General features: G+C 41.1%; 15 protein-coding genes and 1 CRISPR repeat array. Of the genes, 8 read left to right on the top strand and 7 right to left on the bottom strand.

Annotation, left to right across the window (positions count from 1 at the left end):
* The 6 genes from cas2 to DW152_RS03560 all read left to right on the top strand — a co-directional run bounded on the left by cas2 (position 1) and on the right by DW152_RS03560 (position 5,887).
* Entirely contained in the window at positions 1-306 is a 306-nt protein-coding gene (cas2, locus tag DW152_RS03585; RefSeq protein WP_021861462.1) for a CRISPR-associated endonuclease Cas2, read from the top strand.
* Complete coding sequence (gene csn2 / locus DW152_RS03580) at positions 303-974, top strand: type II-A CRISPR-associated protein Csn2 (protein WP_021861463.1); 672 nt, start codon at positions 303-305, stop codon at positions 972-974. The genes cas2 and csn2 overlap by 4 nt, the downstream gene beginning before the upstream one ends.
* Before the next feature lie 56 nt (positions 975-1,030).
* Positions 1,031-2,447: a CRISPR direct-repeat array (repeat unit 36 nt; unit sequence GTTTGAGAATGATGTAAAAACGTATGGTACTGAAAC).
* 454 nt (positions 2,448-2,901) lie between these two features.
* Positions 2,902-4,302 carry a glycerate kinase type-2 family protein gene (locus DW152_RS03575; RefSeq protein ID WP_330411766.1) on the top strand — a complete coding sequence of 467 codons (1,401 nt, stop codon included), beginning with the start codon at positions 2,902-2,904 and terminating at the stop codon, positions 4,300-4,302.
* A 47-nt stretch (positions 4,303-4,349) separates the two neighbouring features.
* On the top strand, positions 4,350-4,871 hold the full coding sequence (locus tag DW152_RS03570) for a GNAT family N-acetyltransferase (protein ID WP_021861222.1): 522 nt from the start codon (positions 4,350-4,352) through the stop codon (positions 4,869-4,871).
* 170 nt (positions 4,872-5,041) lie between these two features.
* On the top strand, positions 5,042-5,374 hold the full coding sequence (cutA, locus tag DW152_RS03565) for a divalent cation tolerance protein CutA (RefSeq protein ID WP_021861221.1): 333 nt from the start codon (positions 5,042-5,044) through the stop codon (positions 5,372-5,374).
* Between the two features lie 102 nt (positions 5,375-5,476).
* Positions 5,477-5,887, top strand: coding sequence for a peptide deformylase (locus DW152_RS03560; protein WP_021861220.1), 411 nt, complete (start codon positions 5,477-5,479; stop codon positions 5,885-5,887).
* Between the two features lie 174 nt (positions 5,888-6,061).
* Here DW152_RS03560 and DW152_RS03555 read toward each other — a convergent pair whose 3' ends face one another.
* From DW152_RS03555 to DW152_RS03540, 4 genes are all read right to left on the bottom strand, one after another.
* The gene (locus tag DW152_RS03555; protein WP_117536954.1) at positions 6,062-7,417 is read right to left on the bottom strand and encodes a fibronectin type III domain-containing protein; all 1,356 of its coding nucleotides are present in this window, start codon (positions 7,415-7,417) and stop codon (positions 6,062-6,064) included.
* A 93-nt stretch (positions 7,418-7,510) separates the two neighbouring features.
* Positions 7,511-11,020, bottom strand: coding sequence for a rhodanese-like domain-containing protein (locus tag DW152_RS03550; RefSeq protein ID WP_118287968.1), 3,510 nt, complete (start codon positions 11,018-11,020; stop codon positions 7,511-7,513).
* Positions 11,021-11,250: 230 nt separating this feature from the next.
* On the bottom strand, positions 11,251-11,712 hold the full coding sequence (locus DW152_RS03545; protein WP_199537811.1) for an Hsp20/alpha crystallin family protein: 462 nt from the start codon (positions 11,710-11,712) through the stop codon (positions 11,251-11,253).
* A 97-nt stretch (positions 11,713-11,809) separates the two neighbouring features.
* Positions 11,810-12,235, bottom strand: a complete 426-nt coding sequence (locus DW152_RS03540) for an Hsp20/alpha crystallin family protein (RefSeq protein ID WP_021861216.1) — start codon at positions 12,233-12,235, stop codon at positions 11,810-11,812.
* 384 nt (positions 12,236-12,619) lie between these two features.
* On the opposite strand from DW152_RS03540, the gene DW152_RS03535 reads away from it, so the two are divergent.
* Entirely contained in the window at positions 12,620-13,294 is a 675-nt protein-coding gene (locus DW152_RS03535; RefSeq protein ID WP_117536934.1) for a YkgJ family cysteine cluster protein, read from the top strand.
* Positions 13,295-13,325: 31 nt separating this feature from the next.
* On the top strand, positions 13,326-16,085 hold the full coding sequence (locus tag DW152_RS03530) for a translation factor GTPase family protein (RefSeq protein WP_117536933.1): 2,760 nt from the start codon (positions 13,326-13,328) through the stop codon (positions 16,083-16,085).
* Positions 16,086-16,277: 192 nt separating this feature from the next.
* Here DW152_RS03530 and DW152_RS03525 read toward each other — a convergent pair whose 3' ends face one another.
* The 3 genes from DW152_RS03525 to DW152_RS03515 all read right to left on the bottom strand — a co-directional run bounded on the left by DW152_RS03525 (position 16,278) and on the right by DW152_RS03515 (position 21,523).
* A complete protein-coding gene (locus DW152_RS03525) occupies positions 16,278-17,186 on the bottom strand; it encodes a DUF4234 domain-containing protein (protein WP_242992881.1) in 909 nt (302 codons plus the stop codon).
* Positions 17,187-17,250: 64 nt separating this feature from the next.
* Complete coding sequence (carB, locus tag DW152_RS03520) at positions 17,251-20,478, bottom strand: carbamoyl-phosphate synthase large subunit (protein WP_117536932.1); 3,228 nt, start codon at positions 20,476-20,478, stop codon at positions 17,251-17,253.
* A gap of 175 nt (positions 20,479-20,653) precedes the next feature.
* Positions 20,654-21,523: a YitT family protein gene (locus DW152_RS03515; protein WP_021861211.1), complete on the bottom strand. Its 870-nt coding sequence runs from the start codon at positions 21,521-21,523 to the stop codon at positions 20,654-20,656.
* Positions 21,524-21,910: the final 387 nt, after the last annotated feature.

Genomic DNA, 21,910 nt, shown 5'->3' with positions numbered 1-21,910 from the left:
ATGCGAGTATTAGTATTTTTTGATCTGCCGGTATTAACAGCAGAGAATAGAAGAGCGTATACCAGATTCCGAAAATTCTTACTTAAAAATGGCTTTCTGATGTTACAGGAATCGGTATATTGTAAATTAGCTTTAAATGGAACGGCAGTTAACGCAATTGTAGATAATGTACATAAGAATAAACCAGAGGAAGGGTTGATTCAGCTTCTTACAGTTACAGAAAAGCAATATGCTAAGATGGATATTGTTGTTGGAGATTTAAAGAGTGAGGTTTTAGATACCGATGAAAGGTTAGTGGTTTTGTGAAATTAGTTCATCCGGAATTAAGCAGAGCAATCATTGATGATACTGTTGATTATACAGAATGGATAATTGAGGCAACAGAAAGATTCGCGGCATTTGTATATGAACTGAAGAATCAATGTGACGGAAATGATGGAAGGTATGTACTATCTGATGCCGATAAAGAACTGGGAATATCAAAAAATATGGATATTGTATTTGATATTTTCAGCATAGATATCAACAGTAAAAAGATAGTGAATAAATTATATGAGGAAATGCAACAAGTTGCCTATTCTGAAAAGTTGTATGTAAAAACGCAAGAGATAGCACAAAGTATACAAAAATATATTTTAGAATTAGAACAGGAAACAGATTATATACTTACATTTACAGAAGATGTTGACTGGATGGCAATATTTAAAGCATTACAGGTACAGCATGAAATAATAGAGGAAGATTATTTTGAAAAACTGATTCGTTATATTAAAGTTGCAGCGGTAGTCATGAAGTATAAGATTTTTGTATTTGTAAATCTCCGGAGCTATTTGTCAGATTTGCAAATGCAAAAACTTATCCAAGAAGCAATTCATCAGGAAGTAAAACTGATATTTGTGGAAAATTGTGTAAAAGATTGCATGGGAGAGGGATTAAGGTATATTATAGATAGAGATCAATGTGAAATCTATTAAATGTGTTTGAGTACCTTGTTTTGCGCAAATGATGGCGGTTCATTTTTGAATTTGAGGTTTGAGAATGATGTAAAAACGTATGGTACTGAAACTTAAAGACATTAATTGATGGGGCAACAGGTGTTTGAGAATGATGTAAAAACGTATGGTACTGAAACAGGTTACACTTGAATACAGTGTTGTTGAATGTTTGAGAATGATGTAAAAACGTATGGTACTGAAACCCAAGGAGCTGTGGGGCAAGACTGGGGGCGTTTGAGAATGATGTAAAAACGTATGGTACTGAAACTAGCAACTCTGCTGCTTCCTTGTCTCTCGTGTTTGAGAATGATGTAAAAACGTATGGTACTGAAACCGATCCGATCAAGGCGCGTTTCCTCCGGCGTTTGAGAATGATGTAAAAACGTATGGTACTGAAACAAAAGTTTTTCAGATATAACCAAGATTCCTGTTTGAGAATGATGTAAAAACGTATGGTACTGAAACTCTGACTTCTGCTGTTCGTGCATTTCTCTGTTTGAGAATGATGTAAAAACGTATGGTACTGAAACAAGATATGCTAGATTGAGTCCATGTTATCGGTTTGAGAATGATGTAAAAACGTATGGTACTGAAACTGTCATGGAACAACGTGCTGAATTACTTAGGTTTGAGAATGATGTAAAAACGTATGGTACTGAAACTGATCACAGTTACTTCTCTTCTCTGACCTGGTTTGAGAATGATGTAAAAACGTATGGTACTGAAACTTGTAAGCCCTGCATCTAATACAATTATTCGTTTGAGAATGATGTAAAAACGTATGGTACTGAAACCACAATTATTTACTTCCGGTCGATTGCTCCGTTTGAGAATGATGTAAAAACGTATGGTACTGAAACCCGTGTTATCAGCTTACACCTTTAAGGTGCGTTTGAGAATGATGTAAAAACGTATGGTACTGAAACGATACACTTGACGGACATCTTCTCCGTGGTGTTTGAGAATGATGTAAAAACGTATGGTACTGAAACGCAAATAAAAGCATACAGACTTGTAGATAAGTTTGAGAATGATGTAAAAACGTATGGTACTGAAACACGACTCCGAGTGATACGTCTGTCGCAATTGTTTGAGAATGATGTAAAAACGTATGGTACTGAAACACAGTGGGTGGTTACTTATCAGGAAATGTTGTTTGAGAATGATGTAAAAACGTATGGTACTGAAACGGTATAATGTTATCCAACTGTGAACAACTGTTTGAGAATGATGTAAAAACGTATGGTACTGAAACACAGATAGTTACTTTAAAGATTTATCAAGCGTTTGAGAATGATGTAAAAATGTATGGAACTGAAACTCTTCAGCCGATACAATACGTTCCGGCATGTTTGAGAATGATGTGAAAATGTATGGTACTGAAACACAGATTCGACAGTTACAGTATCCACTGGTGTTTGAAAATGATGTAAAAATGTATGGTACTAAAACTGATAAGTAATCGGTTATAAAAAAAGGAACTTGAAATTGATGTGAAAACATATAAACTATAGCATACATTAAGATTCTCCCCATTAAGTTTGAGAGTGATGTAAAAGAATACGGAATTAAAAGTACAATTGTCCCCAATTTGGGTGCGTGGATGTTTGAGAAAGATTGTAAAGTTAATATATATGGAAACTAAAATCAATGTAATCTATTTATATTTGAGAATGATGTAAAAGGTTAAAGGCGGCAAGTTTTTTGCTGTCTTTATTTGTTTTAAAGCTTACAAAAGTCGCTTTATCGTATACCTATTTTGCTATGCTATAACTATCAAAGAAACATAAACGAAAAACGTTTTTTCTATTGATGTATTAATTATAAATAATTTCCTGTATAATATTGGAGAGGCAAAATTTGTAAAAACAAATTTAAATTAAAGATAATATATGAGGTGTTAGTTTTGAGCCATGAATTGAAGAGCATTAACGAATTTAATATAGAAAAATACTTAAGAGAAAGCAAGGACAGAGGAGCCAATATTATGACACTTAGACAACAATCCGAGTATATCATCCGTCATGCACTCCACAGCGTTCTCCCGGATGAGGCGGTAAAAGCTGTTCTGACCGGGGATAGATTCCGTTCGGTTGTGGATGATAGTGGAAAACTATATCTTGTTGCAATCGGGAAAGCCGCATGGCAGATGGCGCAGGCGGCAGTAGAAATATTGGATGATCGGCTGGATGGCGGAATCGTTTTGACAAAATATGACCATGTAAAGGGAGAAATCCCGCACGTAGAATGCCTGGAAGCAGGGCATCCGGTTCCGGATGAGAATTCGTTTGAAGGAACGCAGAAGATACTTGACATGACGGCAGGGCTGAGTCCGGAAGATGTAGTATTATTTCTGATTTCCGGTGGTGGATCGGCATTATTTGAGAAGCCGCTTGTATCCGGCAAAGAGCTGGAAGATGTTACAAAGCAGCTTCTTGCCAGTGGCGCAAATATTAAAGAAATGAATACGATACGGAAACGCCTGTCGGCGGTAAAAGGTGGTCGATTTGCTCAGCATGTCGCACCGGCGAAGATATTTTCGATTGTGCTCAGTGATATTATCGGTGATCCGCTGGATATGATTGCATCCGGTCCGGCATGTGCGGATCAGAGTACCTGTGAGGAAACACTGGAGATTGCAGACAGGTATGGATTAAAGCTGAAGGATTCCATAAAGGAGCTGCTGAAAAAGGAAACGCCGAAAGAATTGTACAATGTCGAGACGGTCATCAGTGGAAGTGTGAGTGCGCTTTGCACAGCTGCAAAAGAGGCTTGTGAGGAACTGGGCTATGAGTCGGTCATTTTAACAGACCGGCTGGACTGCGAAGCGAAAGAAGCAGGGGCGTTTCTCGCATCGATTGCGAAAACACACTGTTGTAATATGCAAGGAAATAGGTGTGGAGATATTCCGCAGAATATGCAGCAAAATGAACAGCAGAAGAATACAAATAAGCTTGCATTTATTGCAGGCGGTGAGACGGTTGTACATTTACATGGTACCGGAAAAGGTGGACGCAATCAGGAGCTGGCGCTGTCGGCGGCAATCGGTTTAGATGGAATGGAAGGCGTAGCACTTTTCAGCATTGGAAGTGACGGAACTGATGGCCCGACGGATGCCGCAGGCGGTTATGTGGATGGAAAGACTTGCGAAATGTTGCGAAAACATAAGACAGATATTTACCACGAGCTGCGTAATAACAACGCGTACGCAACTTTGGAGAAATGTGATGGACTGATAAAAACAGGTCCGACCGGAACGAATGTAAATGATGTTACAGTTTTGCTTATAGAAGAAAGAAATATTTAACATTGCCAGTGTAATTATATAATGAATAAGAGAAGGAAAGGAAAACAATGGATAAAAAAGCACTTTATGAAAGATTTGAATTTCGGAATATAGAACAAGGAGAAGCGGAACAGGCAGCAGAGATTGAACGAATCTGTTTTCCACCAAATGAAGCCTGCTCTGAGAAAAACATGTGTGACAGAGTCAGGGATATTTCGGAACTATTTCTCGTTGCAGTAGATAAGGGAAATGGAAAGATTGTTGGATTTTTGAACGGACTTGCGACAGACGAGCCAAAACTTCGGGATGAATTTTTTACTGACGCCGGTTTACATAACCCGAACGGGAAAAATATTATGCTGCTGGGACTGGATGTTTTGCCGGAATATCGTAGACAAGGACTTGCAAGAGAACTGGTTGCCGTGTATTTGCAGAGAGAACAGGCGAAAGGGCGCAGCGAGATTATTCTTACCTGCCTGGATGCGAAAGTAGAGATGTATGAAAAATTTGGCTTTATTGACCGTGGCATATCTGACTCTGTCTGGGGTGGCGAAGAGTGGCACGAGATGAGTGTAGTTTTGGAAAAATAATAGATTTTTTGAAAATAGCAAAAATTTTGCCGGGTGGTTTAGGATGGAAAATACATTCACGGGGAAATGGATTAAAATTTGAAATAATATAGGCAGATCATAAAATAATTTATATTATGGTTTTATTTAGATTTAGTGATAAATAAAATCAGGAAAGCAGGTAAAAAATTATGGAATTTAAATATTGCAAATTAGAGATTTTTATTCCGGAAACGAAAATATTGGAACTACAGAAAGCGTTACAGAAAGTGGACGCCGGACATATTGGGAATTATGATTCCTGCATGTCAGTAAGTCAGGTGACGGGATATTGGAGACCGTTAGATGGATGTGATCCGTATATTGGCGAGAATGGGAAAATAAGCAGCGAACCGGAGGCAAAAGTAGAAGTGACAATCTATGCAGAAGCGGCGGAGCGGACGATTCAGGCAATCAAGGAAGTGCATCCGTATGAAGAACCAGTCATCAACGCAATTCCAATCTGGAAGACGAGCTTTTTATAAAAAAATAGTTAGATGTTTTAGTTTCAACATTATATAAGTTATTATAATCAGAATATGTATGGAAGCGTTACAGAGGAATTTTAAGAAAGCGGGGAATAAAAAATGGTACGAATGATAATGCATGATCCGGTGTTTTTGAGTCAGAAATCAGAGCCGGCAACAGAAAAGGACAGACAGATCGCAGTCGATCTGCTGGATACTTTAAAAGCACACGAAGAAGGCTGTGTTGGCATGGCTGCAAATATGATCGGTGAGAAGAAACGGATAATTGCAGTGAATATGGGATTTATGAATGTGGCAATGTTCAATCCGAAAATCATAAAAAAATCAGGGAGATATGACACAGAGGAGGGGTGTCTTTCGCTGCCTGGAGTGAGAAGCTGCACAAGATATCAGGAAATAGAAGTGGAATATCAGGATATAAATATGAAGAAACAAAAGCAGAAATATTCTGGCTGGATCGCACAGATCATTCAGCATGAAGTAGACCACTGTGAAGGGATATTGATTTAGTCGAGAACTGGGTGAAGCCAGAACAAGATTAGGTGATTTGGAATTGATTTTTTAATAAATAAAAGAGAACGAAAATGAGCCAGTATAATAATTGATGTTACACTGGCTCATTTATAATATCTGTATTAAGTTCCCAGGTAAGTATGACAGGAAATACAGAACGGATGTTCCTTATCACTTAATTTTTCCAGAAGTCTTAATGCTGCTCCATTTACTGAAATAGGTCTTTTTACTCACCTTTTTATAAGCACGGACGCGAACCTGATATTTCTTTCCTTTTTTCAGAGATTTCAGTGTTTTGATCTGCTTGCCCGTCGTAATAGTTTTCCATTTTTTTGTACCCTTTACACGGTAGGCAACCTGATATGCTTTGCCGTAGTAGCCGGACGGCTTCTTTGCAAATTTGACAGAAAGAGATTTCTTCTTAGGAGTCAGTTTCGCAATTTTCGGCTTTGTAGAAACAACCTTCGGCTTTGCTGGTGTAGAAGGTTTCAACGGTGTAGATGGCTTTGACGGTTTGTCATTTGAATTGTCAGCAGGATTTTTCGGTTTTGATGCAATTTTCCATGTAGAACCATTTTTCGCAAGCTCGTATTTAGTAGAATCAAAGCCCCATTTGATCTCCGGAGCATTATTTGTAAGCTGAATCGGTTCGATTTCAGAGCTGGTAGAAATAAAAGTTCCACATGCAATACTTGTGACCGCTCTTTCACCGGAAATATCAAGAGCAGGAGCACCCTGATAAGTGCCACATTCAATGGAAAGAGTGGCATCACCTTCAATTGCGCCGCCATTTACCTTTACGGCAGGTGCAGAGACGGTTTGCGAGTACGTGCCGTCATCCAGTGTCAGTGTTCCCTGGTTTTCCAGAAGAACAGTTGCATATTTTCCGGAGGAAATGGCACTGCAGTTATGAAATGCTGCATTTCCGTAGAGCATATAATAGCAGGAACCTGTGCTTGTGACCGTACAGTCAGTTATTTTAAGATCAGAGCCTTTCACAGACTGCTGAATTGCCATTGGATTGCCGGAACCACCGGTTGCCTGGTTGGCGATAGTTATATCAGAAAGTTCCAATGCCCCGGCAACATTGAGGGTAGTGATCTCCTGTGTGTTCGGATATTGACCGGAGGTAGAGATAATTGCCTTCGATATGTCTTCGCCGGAATTTGTAATCCGGAAAACGGCAAGGTTATCTGCTCCGGAGCCACGCACAGAAAATCCATTTGCTTTTTCAAATAAAATGGAATGGTTGTTAAGATCCAGTGTCAGATCCTGAGTCAGATAAGTGATCAGATAATCCGAGCAGGTCAGATCACTTGTAAGTTTTACCGTTGAATCATCCGGCGAGATGTATGTACCGCCATTTTGGGTAATGAAATTTTCCAGACCGGTTTTATCGCTGATTGAAGTGGCTGCCATTACGTGAACCGGCTTCGCAAATAAAATCATACCTGCGCTTAAGAACAGTGCAGTAATCGCAATCATGACGAGCCGGGAAAGATGATTTATTTTTTTTAGTATGTGCATAAATCCTCCTTAAAAAAAACGGTCCTGCCAGAAAGGCAAGACCGTTCAAAATACTTCAATATATAAGACTTGCTTATAATTTCATGTATTTGATTATTTTAATGTTACAGTGATTTTTACAACTGTTCCTGCTTTAGGAAGTACGTCTTTGTTACCCATTGTTTTAATATCAGCACCGGAAACAAATGGCATATCTTCGTTTGTTACAACACCTGCGTAGCAGCTGCATGTGCAGAGCAGGCATCCTGATTTGTAAGAAGCAGATACGTCTTTGCTGTTAGAGAATACTTCATCGATTGTAACCGGGCTGCCATCTACAGATGTTAAAGTATCAGCCATGGAAACTGTTTTGTCTCCCCATGATACGTTAACGTCTACATGAGTGTAGTCTTTGTTGTCACCATTTTCCGGGGTAATATATTCACCAGATTTGATTTTGTGTCCACCAGGAGTTGTATTCCATGGTGTTCCGCCAAGCTCTGCCATTGCGTCAGCAAAGTCAAGACGATCGCATAATCCTTCGAACAGGCACTGATTTCCAAGTGAGCATCCTGTTGTGGACATATAGTGTTTTGTTGGCTCTTCTAAGTATTTACCGTTCAGTACACCATATACAGAGATTGTCTTGTTAGCTTTGTCTACGCTTACCGGAACAGTGCTTTTAACAACTGTATTTCCGGCAGCGTTCCATGCAGAAGCACCACCTTCAAGAACAATGATCTTGCCTTCGCTTACACCAAGTGCTTTTAAGTAGTTTACAGATTTGTTTGCATATTTGTTACCAGAGTAGCATTCTACAACATAGAATTTATTCGGGTTCGCTTTTACTGCTGCTTCAAGGTTAGCTTTTGATGTTTCATCAGAAAGATCAGCACCGTTGTTCTCACGCAGTGGTGTAGAAACAGCACCGTCAATATGTCCTGCAGCATAAGTTACAGCGTCACGCAGGTCAAATACTACAAATGGAGTATTTCCAGCTTCCAGATTTGCTTTTAACTGGTCAACAGTCATACCATTTACAAAATCAAATCCACTTGTTGATTTGTAAGATTTAACGAGGTAGTTTGCTTCTGTCCAGCCGCCCATACCACCTTTTAATGTGTAAATGTTAGATGGATTCACACCTTTTTCTACGAGAGTAGAAGCAGCGGCTTCAGCGTATCTGTTACCTGAGTAGCAGATGATTGTATATTTCTGATCTGCGGAGTCACCTGCGATTGCTTTTTCAACGTTGGCAGCTGCAGTAGCTTTGTCGCTTCCGGAAACAGCACCAGCCTGATCAGCAGAAACAGCGCCAACGATGTGGCTTTTTGCATAATCTTCAGCTTTACGTGCATCGATTAATTTATAAGACTGTGTGCTGTCAATATCAGCTTTTAAATCAGCAGCAGATACAGTAAGTCCAACAATTGTTGAATGATTTGCATCCTTCCATGCTTTAGCGCCGCCTTCAAGAACGATAATCTTGCTTTCGCTCACACCAATCTCTTTTAAGTAGTTTACAGCCTTTGCAGCGTAGTTGTTACCAGAATAACACTCAACAACATAGAATTTATTCGGGTTAGCATTTACAGCAGCCTGCAGATTTGCTTTAGACTGATCATCAGACAGATCTTTTAAAGCACCATCTACACTCTCACGAAGAGGAGTGGAGATAGAAGGTTTGATGTGTCCTGTTGCGTAAGATGCAACGTCACGCAGATCGAATACTACGAATGGAGTTTTTCCATCGTCAATATTAGCTTTTAACTGATTAACAGTCATACCGTGAGTAAAATCTGTTTTACTCTTGTCAGATGTGTAAGATTTAACACAGTAATTGTCATAATCCCATCCACCGGCATCTTTTTTCATTCCACCCGTTAATGTGAAAATATTTTTGTTGCTAATACCAGCTTTGATCATAATCTCAGTAGCTGCCTGTGCATAGCGGCTTCCGGAATTGCATACAACTGCATATTTTGTACCTGCAGGATCATTTTTGATTGCAGCTTCAATATTCTTTGTAGCAGATGCCACATCAGTACCTGATACAGCACCGTCAACGTCAGCAGAAACAGCACCGGCAATATGAGATTCAGCATATTTAGCAGCCTGACGTACATCTAAGATTTTGTATTCCTGTTTTCCGTCGATATCAGCTTTTAATTCTTCTTTTGAAATATAGTTATATGGAGCTTTGTATCCATCAACAGCGATTGTGATTGTTACAACAGTACCTGCTTTTGGAAGGTTCGCGGAGTTTCCAATCGTAGTTCCACCCATTGCAACATCTTCACTTGCACAGATACCTGCATAACAGCTTGATGTACAGATTTCGCATCCGGATGGGATTGCTTTCTGAACAGCACCACTGTTAGCGTATACAATAGTTCCTGTATATGCTGACTTGTCAGCATTTTTAATCGTATCCTGCATTGCAACAGCATCATGTCCTGCCCAGGAAACGCTGATATTCAGTTTAGAATAATTAGCGTTTGTTCCTTTTTTGTCTTTTACGGCGGCAATAGATTCACCATTCGCTAATACAGTTTTTGAATTTGTATTCCATGCAGTTGCTCCGAGAGAATCCAGTGCATTTGCCAGATCAATACGGTCATTCAGACCTGTGAAGATCGGATTGCCTCCGGAAGCTCCAAGATTAGCAGTCACGAGATAATGCATAGTTGGTTTTTTAAATGCAGAAGCATTTAAGATACCTTTTAAAGTAACAGTTCCGGCTTCTGTATCAACTTTAACCGGCTCAGTTACAGTGATAAGGCATGTAGCTTTTTTGCTTCCACCTTTTTCAGTTGCTGTGATTGTAGCCTGTCCTGCTGCGATACCTTTTACAACACCTTTGGAAGTTACAGTAGCAACTTTTGTATTGCTTGATTTCCATGTAACACCCTGATTGTAGAATCCAGTAGCACCTTTTACAGTAGCTTTTAAAGTAGTTGTCTTTCCGGAAGCTACTGTCTTGGAAGTTGTGTTCAGCTTAACAGAAGAAGCTTTCAGATCTTTTACTGTGATCTTGATTGTAGATTTTACTTTCTTGTTCGTCTTGGAAGTAGCAGTGATTTTTACAGTACCTTTTTTCTTACCAGTAACAATGCCTTTAGAAGATACAGTAGCAATTTTCTTATTGCTTGATTTGTAGGTTACAGATTTGCTTGCATTAGAAGGTTTTACAGATTTAACAGAAACCTTCACTTTACCCTTGATATCTACTGTTTTAGAAGTGGCTTTGAGGGTAATCTTTGTTGGCTTTCCTTTTACTGTGATCTTGATTGTAGATTTTACTTTCTTGTTCGTCTTGGAAGTAGCAGTGATTTTTACAGTACCTTTTTTCTTACCAGTAACAATGCCTTTAGAAGATACAGTAGCAATTTTCTTATTGCTTGATTTGTAGGTTACAGATTTGCTTGCATTAGAAGGTTTTACAGATTTCACGGAAACCTTCACTTTACCCTTGATATCTACCGTTTTGGAAGTAGCTTTAAGGGTAATCTTTGTAGGCTTTTTGGAAGCCGCCTCACTGTTCATGCCTGTAGAAGCTGCCATAGTAAGAACTACAGCAAGTGAGAGCATAAACAGGGAGATTTTTTTGATTGTTGTTTTCATAATAACAACTCCTCCTTGTCTTACCGTTAAAAACGGACACTTTGTATCTATTTAAGTATAGTTTCATATATAAATATAAGCAAATTGATAATATCTATAAAATGACTAAATAATAGATAATATCTATAAGATGAAAAATAGCCTAAATCCCAGTAAAATTGTGGGCTTTAGGCTATTTGTTAAATAAATTATTTATTAGCTTAAATAGAAGAAAAAGCAAGAATTTGACATTATCCTTCAATAGCAATCTGTTTCTTATTTTCTACGGCAGGTTTGGCTTCTTTTTTCGGAATGGTCAGTTTCAAAATGCCATGTTTGAAGCTTGCTTTAATATCTTCTTCAGTTACATCCTTGCCAACATAGAAACTTCTCTGGCAGGAACCGGCATAACGTTCACGACGGATATAATGTCCGGTTTCTTTTTCTTTCTTATCCTGCTCCAGTCCTTTTGCGGCACTAATCGTCAAATAACCATCGTTTAACTCAATGGTAAGCTCATCTTTCTTAAATCCAGGAAGGTCAATATCGAGAACATAACTGCCTTTTCTCTCGCGGATATCGGTCTTCATTAAGTTGTGAGCTCTGTGTCCGTAAAGTTTCTTCTCCATACGATGTTCATCTTTGTCATTATAAAATGGGAATCTGAAAAAATCATCAAATAAATTATCATTAAAAATACTAGGCATCATCATAAGTCATTCCTCCTTGAATCTCTATCTATATTATGTGCTACCGGAGCTTTTCACTCCGGCTATGAGCAACTTGTCGACTATAAGTTTAATTATAAGATTATCCTTCGATGGCAATCTGTTTTTTGCTTTCCACAGCAGGTTTAGCTTCTTTTTTCGGAATGGTCATCTTCAAAGTGCCATCTTCGAAACTTGCCTTAATATCATCTTCTGTGACATCTTTGCCAACATAGAAACTTCTCTGGCAAGAACCGCTGTAACGTTCACGACGGATATAATGTCCATCTTTATCTTTCTCATCGTTGTTCGTATCTGTGCTTGCGCTGATTGTCAGATAACCATCATTCAGTTCAGCCTTTACATTATCTTTCTGTACGCCCGGCATACTCATCGTCAGTTCGTAATCCTTTTCGTTTTCCTTAACATCTGTGTTCATAAGGCTTGTGTCACTATAACCCCATGCATTCCAATCATCATCAAAGAAATCGTCCAATAAGTTCTCTCCAAAAATACTAGGTAACATCATAAGTCATATCTCCTTTCAAAAGACATTCATAAAATATAATTAAGCACTGTCGGAGAATCCGATGTGTTGTTGTCTCATAGGAACATCTGGAATCAAGATCCTTTCTTTTTATCTCTCTTCCTTTGTTCTAACTGTACTATAACATCTATTATTAGCACTGTCAAGAGGTGAGTGCTAATTTCTGGAATTTTTTTATTAACTGAAAAACAAACTTCTATTATGTGGCATATTTTTCTGCAAAGTAAAACAAGGGGTGGCATTTAGTCTTACAATCGTTTATCCTATAAGAAGTACAGTGCTTTCATGTTCTATTACACAGATATAATATAAAACGTAAGATTCCAGACAGACAAAAGAAAGCGAAAACATATAGGGGATAAGAAAATGATAAGAAACATAGATATGAAAGAAATCTCGGATGGTAATTTATATACGGCAAATGACATGGTAAAAGCAGATTGTCAGGACTGCAAAGGCTGTTCTGCGTGCTGCCGTGGTATGGGTGATTCCATTGTGCTGGATCCTTATGATGTTTGGCAGATGAGTGCCGGGCTGGGTGAGACATTTGAAGAATTAATGAAAGGAAAGATCGCGCTCGGAGTTGTGGATGGCATGATCCTGCCGCATCTTGACATGGATGACGGGACGTTAGGCTGTCCATTCTTAAATGAAGCTGGCAGATGCAAGATTCATGCATTCCGTCCGGGAATCTGCCGGTTATTTCCGCTTGGACGATTTTATGAAGAAGATGGATTTAAGTATTTTCTGCAGATCCATGAATGTCAGAAGAAAGACCGAACGAAGATTAAGGTGAAAAAATGGCTTGGCATTGCAAATCTCAAAGCATATGAAAATTACATTACTTCCTGGCATGCTTTTCTGAAAAAATGCGAGACGGCAATGGCAGATTTGAGTGCGGAAGAAGCAAAGATTTTGCAGATTTTCATTTTGCGGACATTTTATCAGACACCATATCAGGCAGAACTTGCCGCTGGGGATGCATTTTACAGTGAATATGAAAAACGCAGGGAACTGGTGCGGATGAAGCTGGATTTATAATACAAAAAGTGAAGAAACAGGTGTAGGAAATATGAGAAATATTACAATCGGAATACTGGCGCATGTTGATGCGGGAAAGACAACACTTTCGGAAAGTATTTTGTATTTGAGTGGCAAATTAAAAACGTTGGGAAGAGTGGATCATAAAGATGCATTTCTGGATACGCATGAACTGGAGCGGAGCAGAGGAATTACGATATTTTCCAAACAGGCGGTATTTCCACTTGATCCGTGGCAGGTGACTTTGCTGGATACACCGGGACATGTGGATTTTTCAGCGGAGATGGAGCGTACTTTGCAGGTCCTCGATTATGCGATTCTTGTGATCAACGGAGCAGACGGAATCCAGGGACATACAAGGACACTCTGGAGCCTCCTGAAACGCTACAATGTACCGGTATTTTTATTTGTAAATAAGATGGATCAGGAAGGAACAGACAGGAAACACCTGCTGGAAGAACTGAAAAATGGACTGGATGACCAGATTATGGCATTTGATGTAGAGAAAGATACTTCTTTCTATGAAAATGCAGCAATGGGAGATGACCGGGCGCTGGAAGAATACCTGGAGGCAGAGAAACTTACGGAAGAGACAATTGCGGGACTGATCATGGAAAGAAAGGTATTTCCGTGTTATTTTGGATCTGCGCTTAAAGTCGAAGGTGTACAGCAATTGCTGGACGGGCTGGCAGAGTATATGGAAACGAATGCAGATGAACCGGCAGATTTTGGCGCGCGTGTGTACAAGATTTCAAGAGATGATAAAGGAAATCGTCTGACACATATGAAAGTGACATCCGGGAAACTGAAAGTCAAAGAAGTTCTGGAAAATCATCCGGAAGATGGTGAACACTGGGAAGAGAAGGTGAACCAGATCCGCATTTATTCAGGGGATAAGTTTGAGGCAGTTCCGGAAGTTTCGGCTGGAACAATTTGTGCAGTGACAGGCCTTAGTATGACAAAGCCGGGAGAAGGTCTCGGAGTGGAGGCGGAGAATGTGGAGCCGGTGCTGGAACCAGTACTGACTTATCAGGTGTTATTGCCGGAAGGATGCGATGTATCGGAAATGCTCCGGAATCTGCGCCAGTTAGAAGAGGAAGATCCCCTGCTTCGTGTTGTATGGAAAGAAGAACTGTCGGAGATTCATGTATGTCTGATGGGAGAAGTGCAGATCCAGATTCTGCATGAGCTGATCTTAGAACGCTTTGGCGTGGATGTAACATTTGGGGAAGGCAATATTGTATATAAAGAGACAATTACGAACCGCGTAGAAGGCGTCGGACATTATGAGCCACTGCGCCATTATGCAGAAGTGCATCTGATCATGGAACCGGGCGAGCCAGGAAGTGGTCTTACATTTGATACGATCTGCAGTGAGGATGATCTGGACAGAAACTGGCAGAGACTTATTTTCACACATCTGGAAGAAAGAGAGCACAGGGGTGTCCTTACTGGAGCGCCAATCACAGATATGAAAATCACGCTGGCGGCAGGAAGAGCACATTTAAAGCACACGGAAGGCGGTGATTTCCGTCAGTCTACTTATCGCGCGATCCGGCAGGGACTGATGCAGGCGGACAGTGTGCTGTTGGAACCTTATTATGCATTTGAACTTGAGATTCCGGCTTCAGTAACAGGAAGAGCGCTGAATGATATGCAGAGGCTGGCAGCAGAGGCAGAGGCGCCGCAGCAGGAAGGCGATCGGACACGGATCAAAGGGCTGGCACCGGTGGCAACCATGCGCGATTATCAGAGAGAAGTTGCAGCTTATTCTCATGGAGAAGGAAGGTTTGCTTGCGTATTTTCCGGATACCATCCTTGTCACAATGCAGAAGAAGTTATAGAGGCAATTGGCTATGATGCGGAGCGTGATATGGAAAATCCGGCAGGTTCCGTATTCTGTTCGCACGGAGCAGGCTATTATGTGCCGTGGGATGAAGTGCCGGAGCATATGCATATAGAAAGCCAGCTTGCACGGATAGAGGCTGCCGAGAGACAGGCAGAAGAAGCAAAGATGGCAGAGAAAGAATTGAAAACTGCCGGAAATCAGAATCCAGGGGCAGGTGAGAAATATTCCAATACATGCAGAAGAAGCAATTTTGTCGGGAAGACGGCTCCGGGCGCCGGTTATGGAAGCTGGGAAGAAGAGAAAGAACTGGAAGAGATTTTCATCCGCACGTATGGAAAAATTGAGCGGAAATTATCGGATACTACAAGAACGGTTGCTACACCGGTGAAAAAGAAAAAATCGCAGGAGCATTTACCGGAATATTTGCTTGTAGATGGTTATAATGTCATTTTTGCGTGGGACGAGCTGAAAGAGCTGGCTAAAGACAGCATTGAAGCGGCGAGAGACCGATTGATGGATATTCTGTGCAATTATCAGGGATATAAAAAATGCACAGTGATCCTTGTATTTGATGCATACAGAGTGGAAGGTCCATATCTGGAAATCCAGAAATACCACAACATTCATGTTGTATTTACGAAGGAAGCGGAGACCGCAGATCAGTATATCGAAAAAGTTGTTCATGAAGTGGCGAAAAAATACCGTGTAACGGTAGTGACTTCCGATGGAATCGAGCAGGTTGTCACTGTTGGTCAGGGTGCAAATCTGATTTCTTCCAGAGAGTTTTATGAAGAAGTCGAGATTATGAAAAAAGAGCTGCGGGAAGAATACATCGAGCGTCATCATGGTGGGAAAAATTATCTTTTTGACCACATGGATGAGGAACTTGTCAAGCGAATGGAGAAATTAAGACTGAGTGACGAAGAGATTGAAAACTGGTAGAGAAATCAGTGGATGAACCTACATTCGGTGAGTGCGGCGGCAAAATAAGAAAGTGAAGATCACTGCGCAGGCACTGGATGGAACCAGTAAGAAAGCAATTGTGACGATAAAAAAAGGGGACGGGGATTTTCTAGAAAATCCCCGTCCACTTTTTAAGACATTACCATATCACCGCGATAAAATATCACCAAATTACATACCTCTGACTTGTTTATTGATCGCATCCTGCATCAGGCAGTAGTTGACAATGCCAAATCCCAAAATCCCGATGACCAGATACAGAATGTTGGAATTTCCCTGAATCCTGTTAATACGATCCGTGCGCTCACCCATTTTATACATCCAGTATAAGTTATAAATGTTACAAGTGACAATGGATAAGAGAAATACCATGCCGCCGGATGTCGCATATGGTTCACCGGCAAGAGCATTGATCTCGTCATTTAGTTTGATCATCCAGTAAATACCGTAAATTCCACACGTTACGATCGATAAGATTACACAAAGCGGAATGTTTCGTGGCGTGATAACAGAATTTTGCTGAAAATTGTTATTATAACCGGTATTTCCATAAGTATTGTTGGCATTATATGCATTATTTCCCGTATAATTATTGTTGGTATTGTAATTATTATCGGTATTGTAATTATTGGTATAGCCGTTATTATCAAAAGTTGTCTCTTTTTCGTTGGAAGAATGAGTGTAGCTGTACGCATTCTCATTTTCGGTTGTATTATCAGTCTGACTGGAAGTATCTGAGTAACTGTATGTGTAGGTATTCTCGCTTGCATGTTCGTCAGAATGAGAAGTTGCGTTTTCAGTAGCTTCATTTGAAGAAGTTCCCTCAGAATTCTCGCTTGTATTGGTGTCAGATGGGGAGTCAGCAGAAGCATCCTCCGGCGCAGTGTAAGCTGTCATAAACGGATTTTCATGCATATGATTGCTATTGCCAGTGTCAGTCTGCTCAGCATTATTGGTAGAATCTGTTGTGTGATCGTTAAGATCTGCATTTGTCTCGCTATCAGAGAGTGGTGCTCCACACTCTGGGCAGTGTTTGTATGCGTCGTCGCAAGGGGCGCCGCATTTTCCACAAAATTTCATGGAAATTCCTCCTTATGTTCTGTGAATGAAAGGGAATCCGGTTAAAACCGGATTCCTTTAAAATTTATTTGTCTGTAATTTCGCTGTGTAGCTGCTGCAAGGATTTTACTTCGCCATTTCCATGTTCTTTCACATAGCGGATTCCTTTTGCAGTTGCTCTTGCAGCAGCGATGGTTGTCATGTAAGGAATCTTTGCCTTGATCGCAGCTTTACGCAGGTAACTGTCATCATTTACACTGTCTTTTCCGACCGGTGAGTTGACGATCAGGTCGATCTGACCATTGGTGATTGCATCCAGCGTGTTCGGACGACCGCCTTCGGAAAGTTTGTTGATGCGTGTAACATCAATGCCGGCTTCCTTGATCAGCTCATAAGTATTTCCGGTAGCAACCAGTTTGAATCCATCATCAGCGAATGACTGAGCAATCTCTACAACTTCAGCTTTGTCTTTGCGGTTTACAGAAATCAGTGCCGTTCCGGAAAGCGGAAGCTTGGACTGTGTTGCTTCCTGTGCTTTGTAGAAAGCTTCTCCGTAAGTTTCGGCAAGTCCGAGAACTTCACCGGTAGAACGCATCTCAGGTCCTAAGATCGGATCAACTTCCTGGAACATGTTGAATGGGAAGACTGCTTCTTTTACTCCGAAATACGGGATATTCTGTTCTTTTAAGTCAGCAACCGGCGATTTGCGTCCGGTCAGTTCGGAAGTGATGATGTCTGTTGCAAGCGGTACCATACGGATGTTGCAAACCTTTGAAACAAGCGGTACAGTACGGGATGCACGCGGGTTCGCTTCCAGAACATAAACTTTTCCGTTTTCAATTGCATACTGCATGTTCATAAGACCTTTGACATGCATCTCTTCTGCGATCTTGCGTGTATATTCTTTGATCGTCTGTACATTTTCTTCGGAAATGTGCACGGACGGGATAATACATGCAGAGTCTCCGGAGTGTACACCGGCAAGCTCAATGTGTTCCATAACAGCCGGTACAAATGCATGATTTCCGTCGCTGATCGCATCTGCCTCACATTCCAGTGCGTGGTTCAGGAAACGGTCAATCAGGATCGGACGATCCGGAGTTACGCCGACAGCGGCTTTCATGTATCCTTCCAGACTTTCGTCATCGTATACAACTTCCATTCCGCGACCACCGAGAACGTAAGAAGGACGAACCATAACCGGATAACCGATTTCTTTTGCAATGGCAAGTGCCTCTTCTACAGTAGTAGCCATTCCGGATTCTGGCATAGGAATCTCAAGTTTATCCATCATTTCGCGGAAAAGATCACGGTCTTCTGCAAGGTCGATAACAGATGGAGAAGTTCCGAGGATCTTCACACCGTTTCTTTCCAGATCAGCAGCCAGGTTAAGCGGTGTCTGTCCGCCGAACTGTGCAATAACACCAACCGGTTTTTCCTTTTTGTAAATGCTTAATACATCTTCCAGTGTCAGTGGCTCAAAGTATAATTTATCAGAAGTATCATAATCTGTAGAAACTGTTTCCGGGTTACAGTTTACAATAATTGTCTCAAAGCCGAGTTTCTTGAGTGCTAAAGCTGCGTGTACACAGCAGTAGTCAAATTCGATACCCTGTCCGATACGGTTTGGACCGCCGCCAAGGATCATGATCTTCGGTTTATCTGTATTTACCGGATTCTTATCTTCAGCGTTGTAAGTAGAGTAGTAGTAAGCGCTGTCTTCGGTACCACTCACGTGTACGCCTTCCCATGCTTCTTCGCATCCAAGTTCGATTCTGCGGTTACGGATATCGTCTTCCGGAACTTCCAGGATCTGGCTTAAATATTTATCTGAGAAACCGTGTTTCTTTGCGGCAACGAGTGCATCATCTGTCGGAAGAGCTCCTTTCTTCGCAGCAAGTGCTTCTTCTTCGTCTACCAGTTCTTTCATCTGCTCAATGAAATATGTTTTAACTTTTGTAAGATCATAGATCTCTTCAATTGTAGCACCTTTGCGGAGCGCTTCATACATAATGAAATGACGGTCGCTGGATGGTGTAATGAGCATTTTCAGAAGCTGATCTTTGCTCATGTTGTTGTAGTCTTTGGCATAACCAAGACCGTAGCGTCCGGTCTCGAGACTGCGGATTGCTTTCTGGAAAGCTTCTTTGTAAGTCTTTCCGATACTCATAACTTCGCCGACTGCACGCATCTGTGTTCCGAGTTTGTCTTCTACACCTTTGAATTTCTCAAATGCCCAGCGTGCAAATTTGATAACAACATAATCGCCGTCCGGAACATATTTATCCAGAGTTCCGTATTTACCGCATGGAATATCTTTTAAAGTTAATCCGGAAGCCAGCATTGCAGATACAAGTGCAATCGGGAAACCGGTAGCTTTGGAAGCAAGAGCTGAAGAACGGGAAGTACGCGGGTTGATCTCGATAACGACAATTCGGTCGGAAACCGGATCATGTGCAAACTGTACGTTCGTTCCACCGATAACTTCTACGGAGTCAACAATTTTATAAGCCTGCTCCTGCAGACGTTTCTGACACTCTTCGGAAATCGTCAGCATCGGAGCTGAACAGAAGGAATCTCCTGTATGTACGCCAAGAGGATCAATATTCTCAATAAAGCAGACGGTGATCATATTGCCTTCTGCATCACGGACGATCTCTAATTCCAGCTCTTCCCAGCCGAGTATGGATTCTTCTACAAGCACCTGTCCGACAAGACTTGCCTGTAATCCTCGTGCCATAACGGTTTTTAATTCTTCTTTGTTATAAACAAGTCCGCCGCCGGCGCCTCCCATAGTGTAAGCCGGACGAAGAACAACCGGATAACCAAGTTCGTCTGCAATGGCAAGACCTTCTTCTACGCTGTAAGCAACCTGGCTTTTGGCCATTTCGATGCCCAGTGCATCCATGGATTTCTTAAATTCGATACGGTCTTCACCACGTTCAATGGCATCTACCTGTACACCGATAACCTGTACATTATATTTGTCCAAAACCCCTTCTTTGGCAAGTTCGGCGCAGAGGTTCAGTCCGGACTGTCCTCCAAGGTTCGGAAGCAGTGCATCCGGGCGCTCTTTGGCAATGATCTGTTCCAAACGGTCTACGTTCAGAGGTTCAATATAGGTGACATCGGCTGTTTCCGGATCTGTCATAATCGTAGCCGGGTTTGAGTTTACCAGTACGATTTCATACCCCAGCTTACGCAGTGCTTTGCACGCCTGTGTTCCGGAATAGTCAAACTCGCACGCCTGTCCGATGATGATCGGGCCGGAGCCGATGATTAGTACCTTGTGAATATCTGTTCTCTTTGGCATATCGTGATTCCCTCCTGTGACATGTAATGTAAAAATCTCTTGTTCTATTATATAGATAGAACAAGAGATTGGCAAGAACACATCTTATAAACTTTTTAATATTTATACAAAATAATGAATAAATAATGCATAAGTGATAACAGCTAAGGAAGTTCCACGATTACCGGAAATAGTTTTATTTATATTTTTTCTCTAATGAAAAGCCGTGTCCGCGCACTTCACTGACATGGCTTACAACAACGAAACTTTCCGGATCAATCTCGCGGATGATCTTTTCAATCCGTGGAAGCTCGCGGTTGGAGATTACGCTGAAGATCATCTGGGTTGGCTCATCCATATAACCGCTCCGGGCAGACAGGGCTGTCACGCCGCGGTCCATTTCTGTAATGATTGCCTGACGGATCTTTTCGTGTTCGTTGCTCATGACTTTCACTTCGATACGTGTTGTGCCAAAGACGAGTAATTTGTCGAGTACAATCGTGTAGATCATGACAAGGATGATTCCGTAGAGTACATTGTCAACCGGGTTATAAGCTGCCTGGAAGATCAGAATTGTAAAGTCAAATACATACAGGCTTACAGATACCGGGATGCGGAAAAAATGATTCAGCACCAGCGGTGGGATATCCATACCACCGGTGGAAGCACCGCTCCGGATGACAATGGCAAGTCCAATACCGATACCGAGTCCGGAAAAGATGGTACACAACAGTATATTGTCAGTCAGCACCAAATCACTGAAGAGTCGGTTGAAAAATTCCAGTGAGATCGGATAAGCGAATGTACTGATGATCGTTGTCAGGGCAAATTTTTTACCAAGAACGATGAAACCTACGATCAGCATTGCGATATTAAAAATTAAAATAACGCCGGAAATATTAAACCCGGTATAATGTTTTACGGCAAGTGCGATACCGGTTGTACCACCGGTCATCAGGTCAGAAGGGAGAAGGAACAGTTTTAATGCCAGAGCATAGATCATATTCCCCAAAATGACCACAAGTACAGACATGATTTTCTGAAAAACAGTTTCTTTCTTATGCATAGATAATTCTCCTCTTTTGTTTTATTTTATGTTGTCGGCAACCTCTGAACCGACACATATATTTTCCTGGTCAGCTGATTCAAAATCAGCATACATATTTTCCTATTCAGCTGCTTCAAGATCGACAGGTATCGCTTCCTGTGCAGCTGTTTCAAGACCGGCAAGCAGATTCATAGGTTTAAAGCAGAAATGATTGCAACAATGAGAAAACAAACTCTTCCCGCAAAGCTTCCGGCAAACTGATCACCATATGCATCCCCAAGATCCGGGATCAGTGCTGAAAATAGGTTCAGAAAGCGGGTGAAAAACAGGCTTAACGGAAATTGTAAAAGATCCAGAAGAAGCCGAAGCTTCAGATTTTCTTTCTTCTTATTATAAATATTCTAT

Origin of the sequence: Dorea sp. AM13-35, assembly GCF_003473885.1 — a bacterium.
Classification (GTDB): Bacteria; Bacillota; Clostridia; order Lachnospirales; family Lachnospiraceae; genus Dorea_D; species Dorea_D hominis.
The sequence above is the reverse complement of the archived record's forward strand: the minus strand, read 5'-3'. Positions and strand labels throughout refer to the sequence as shown.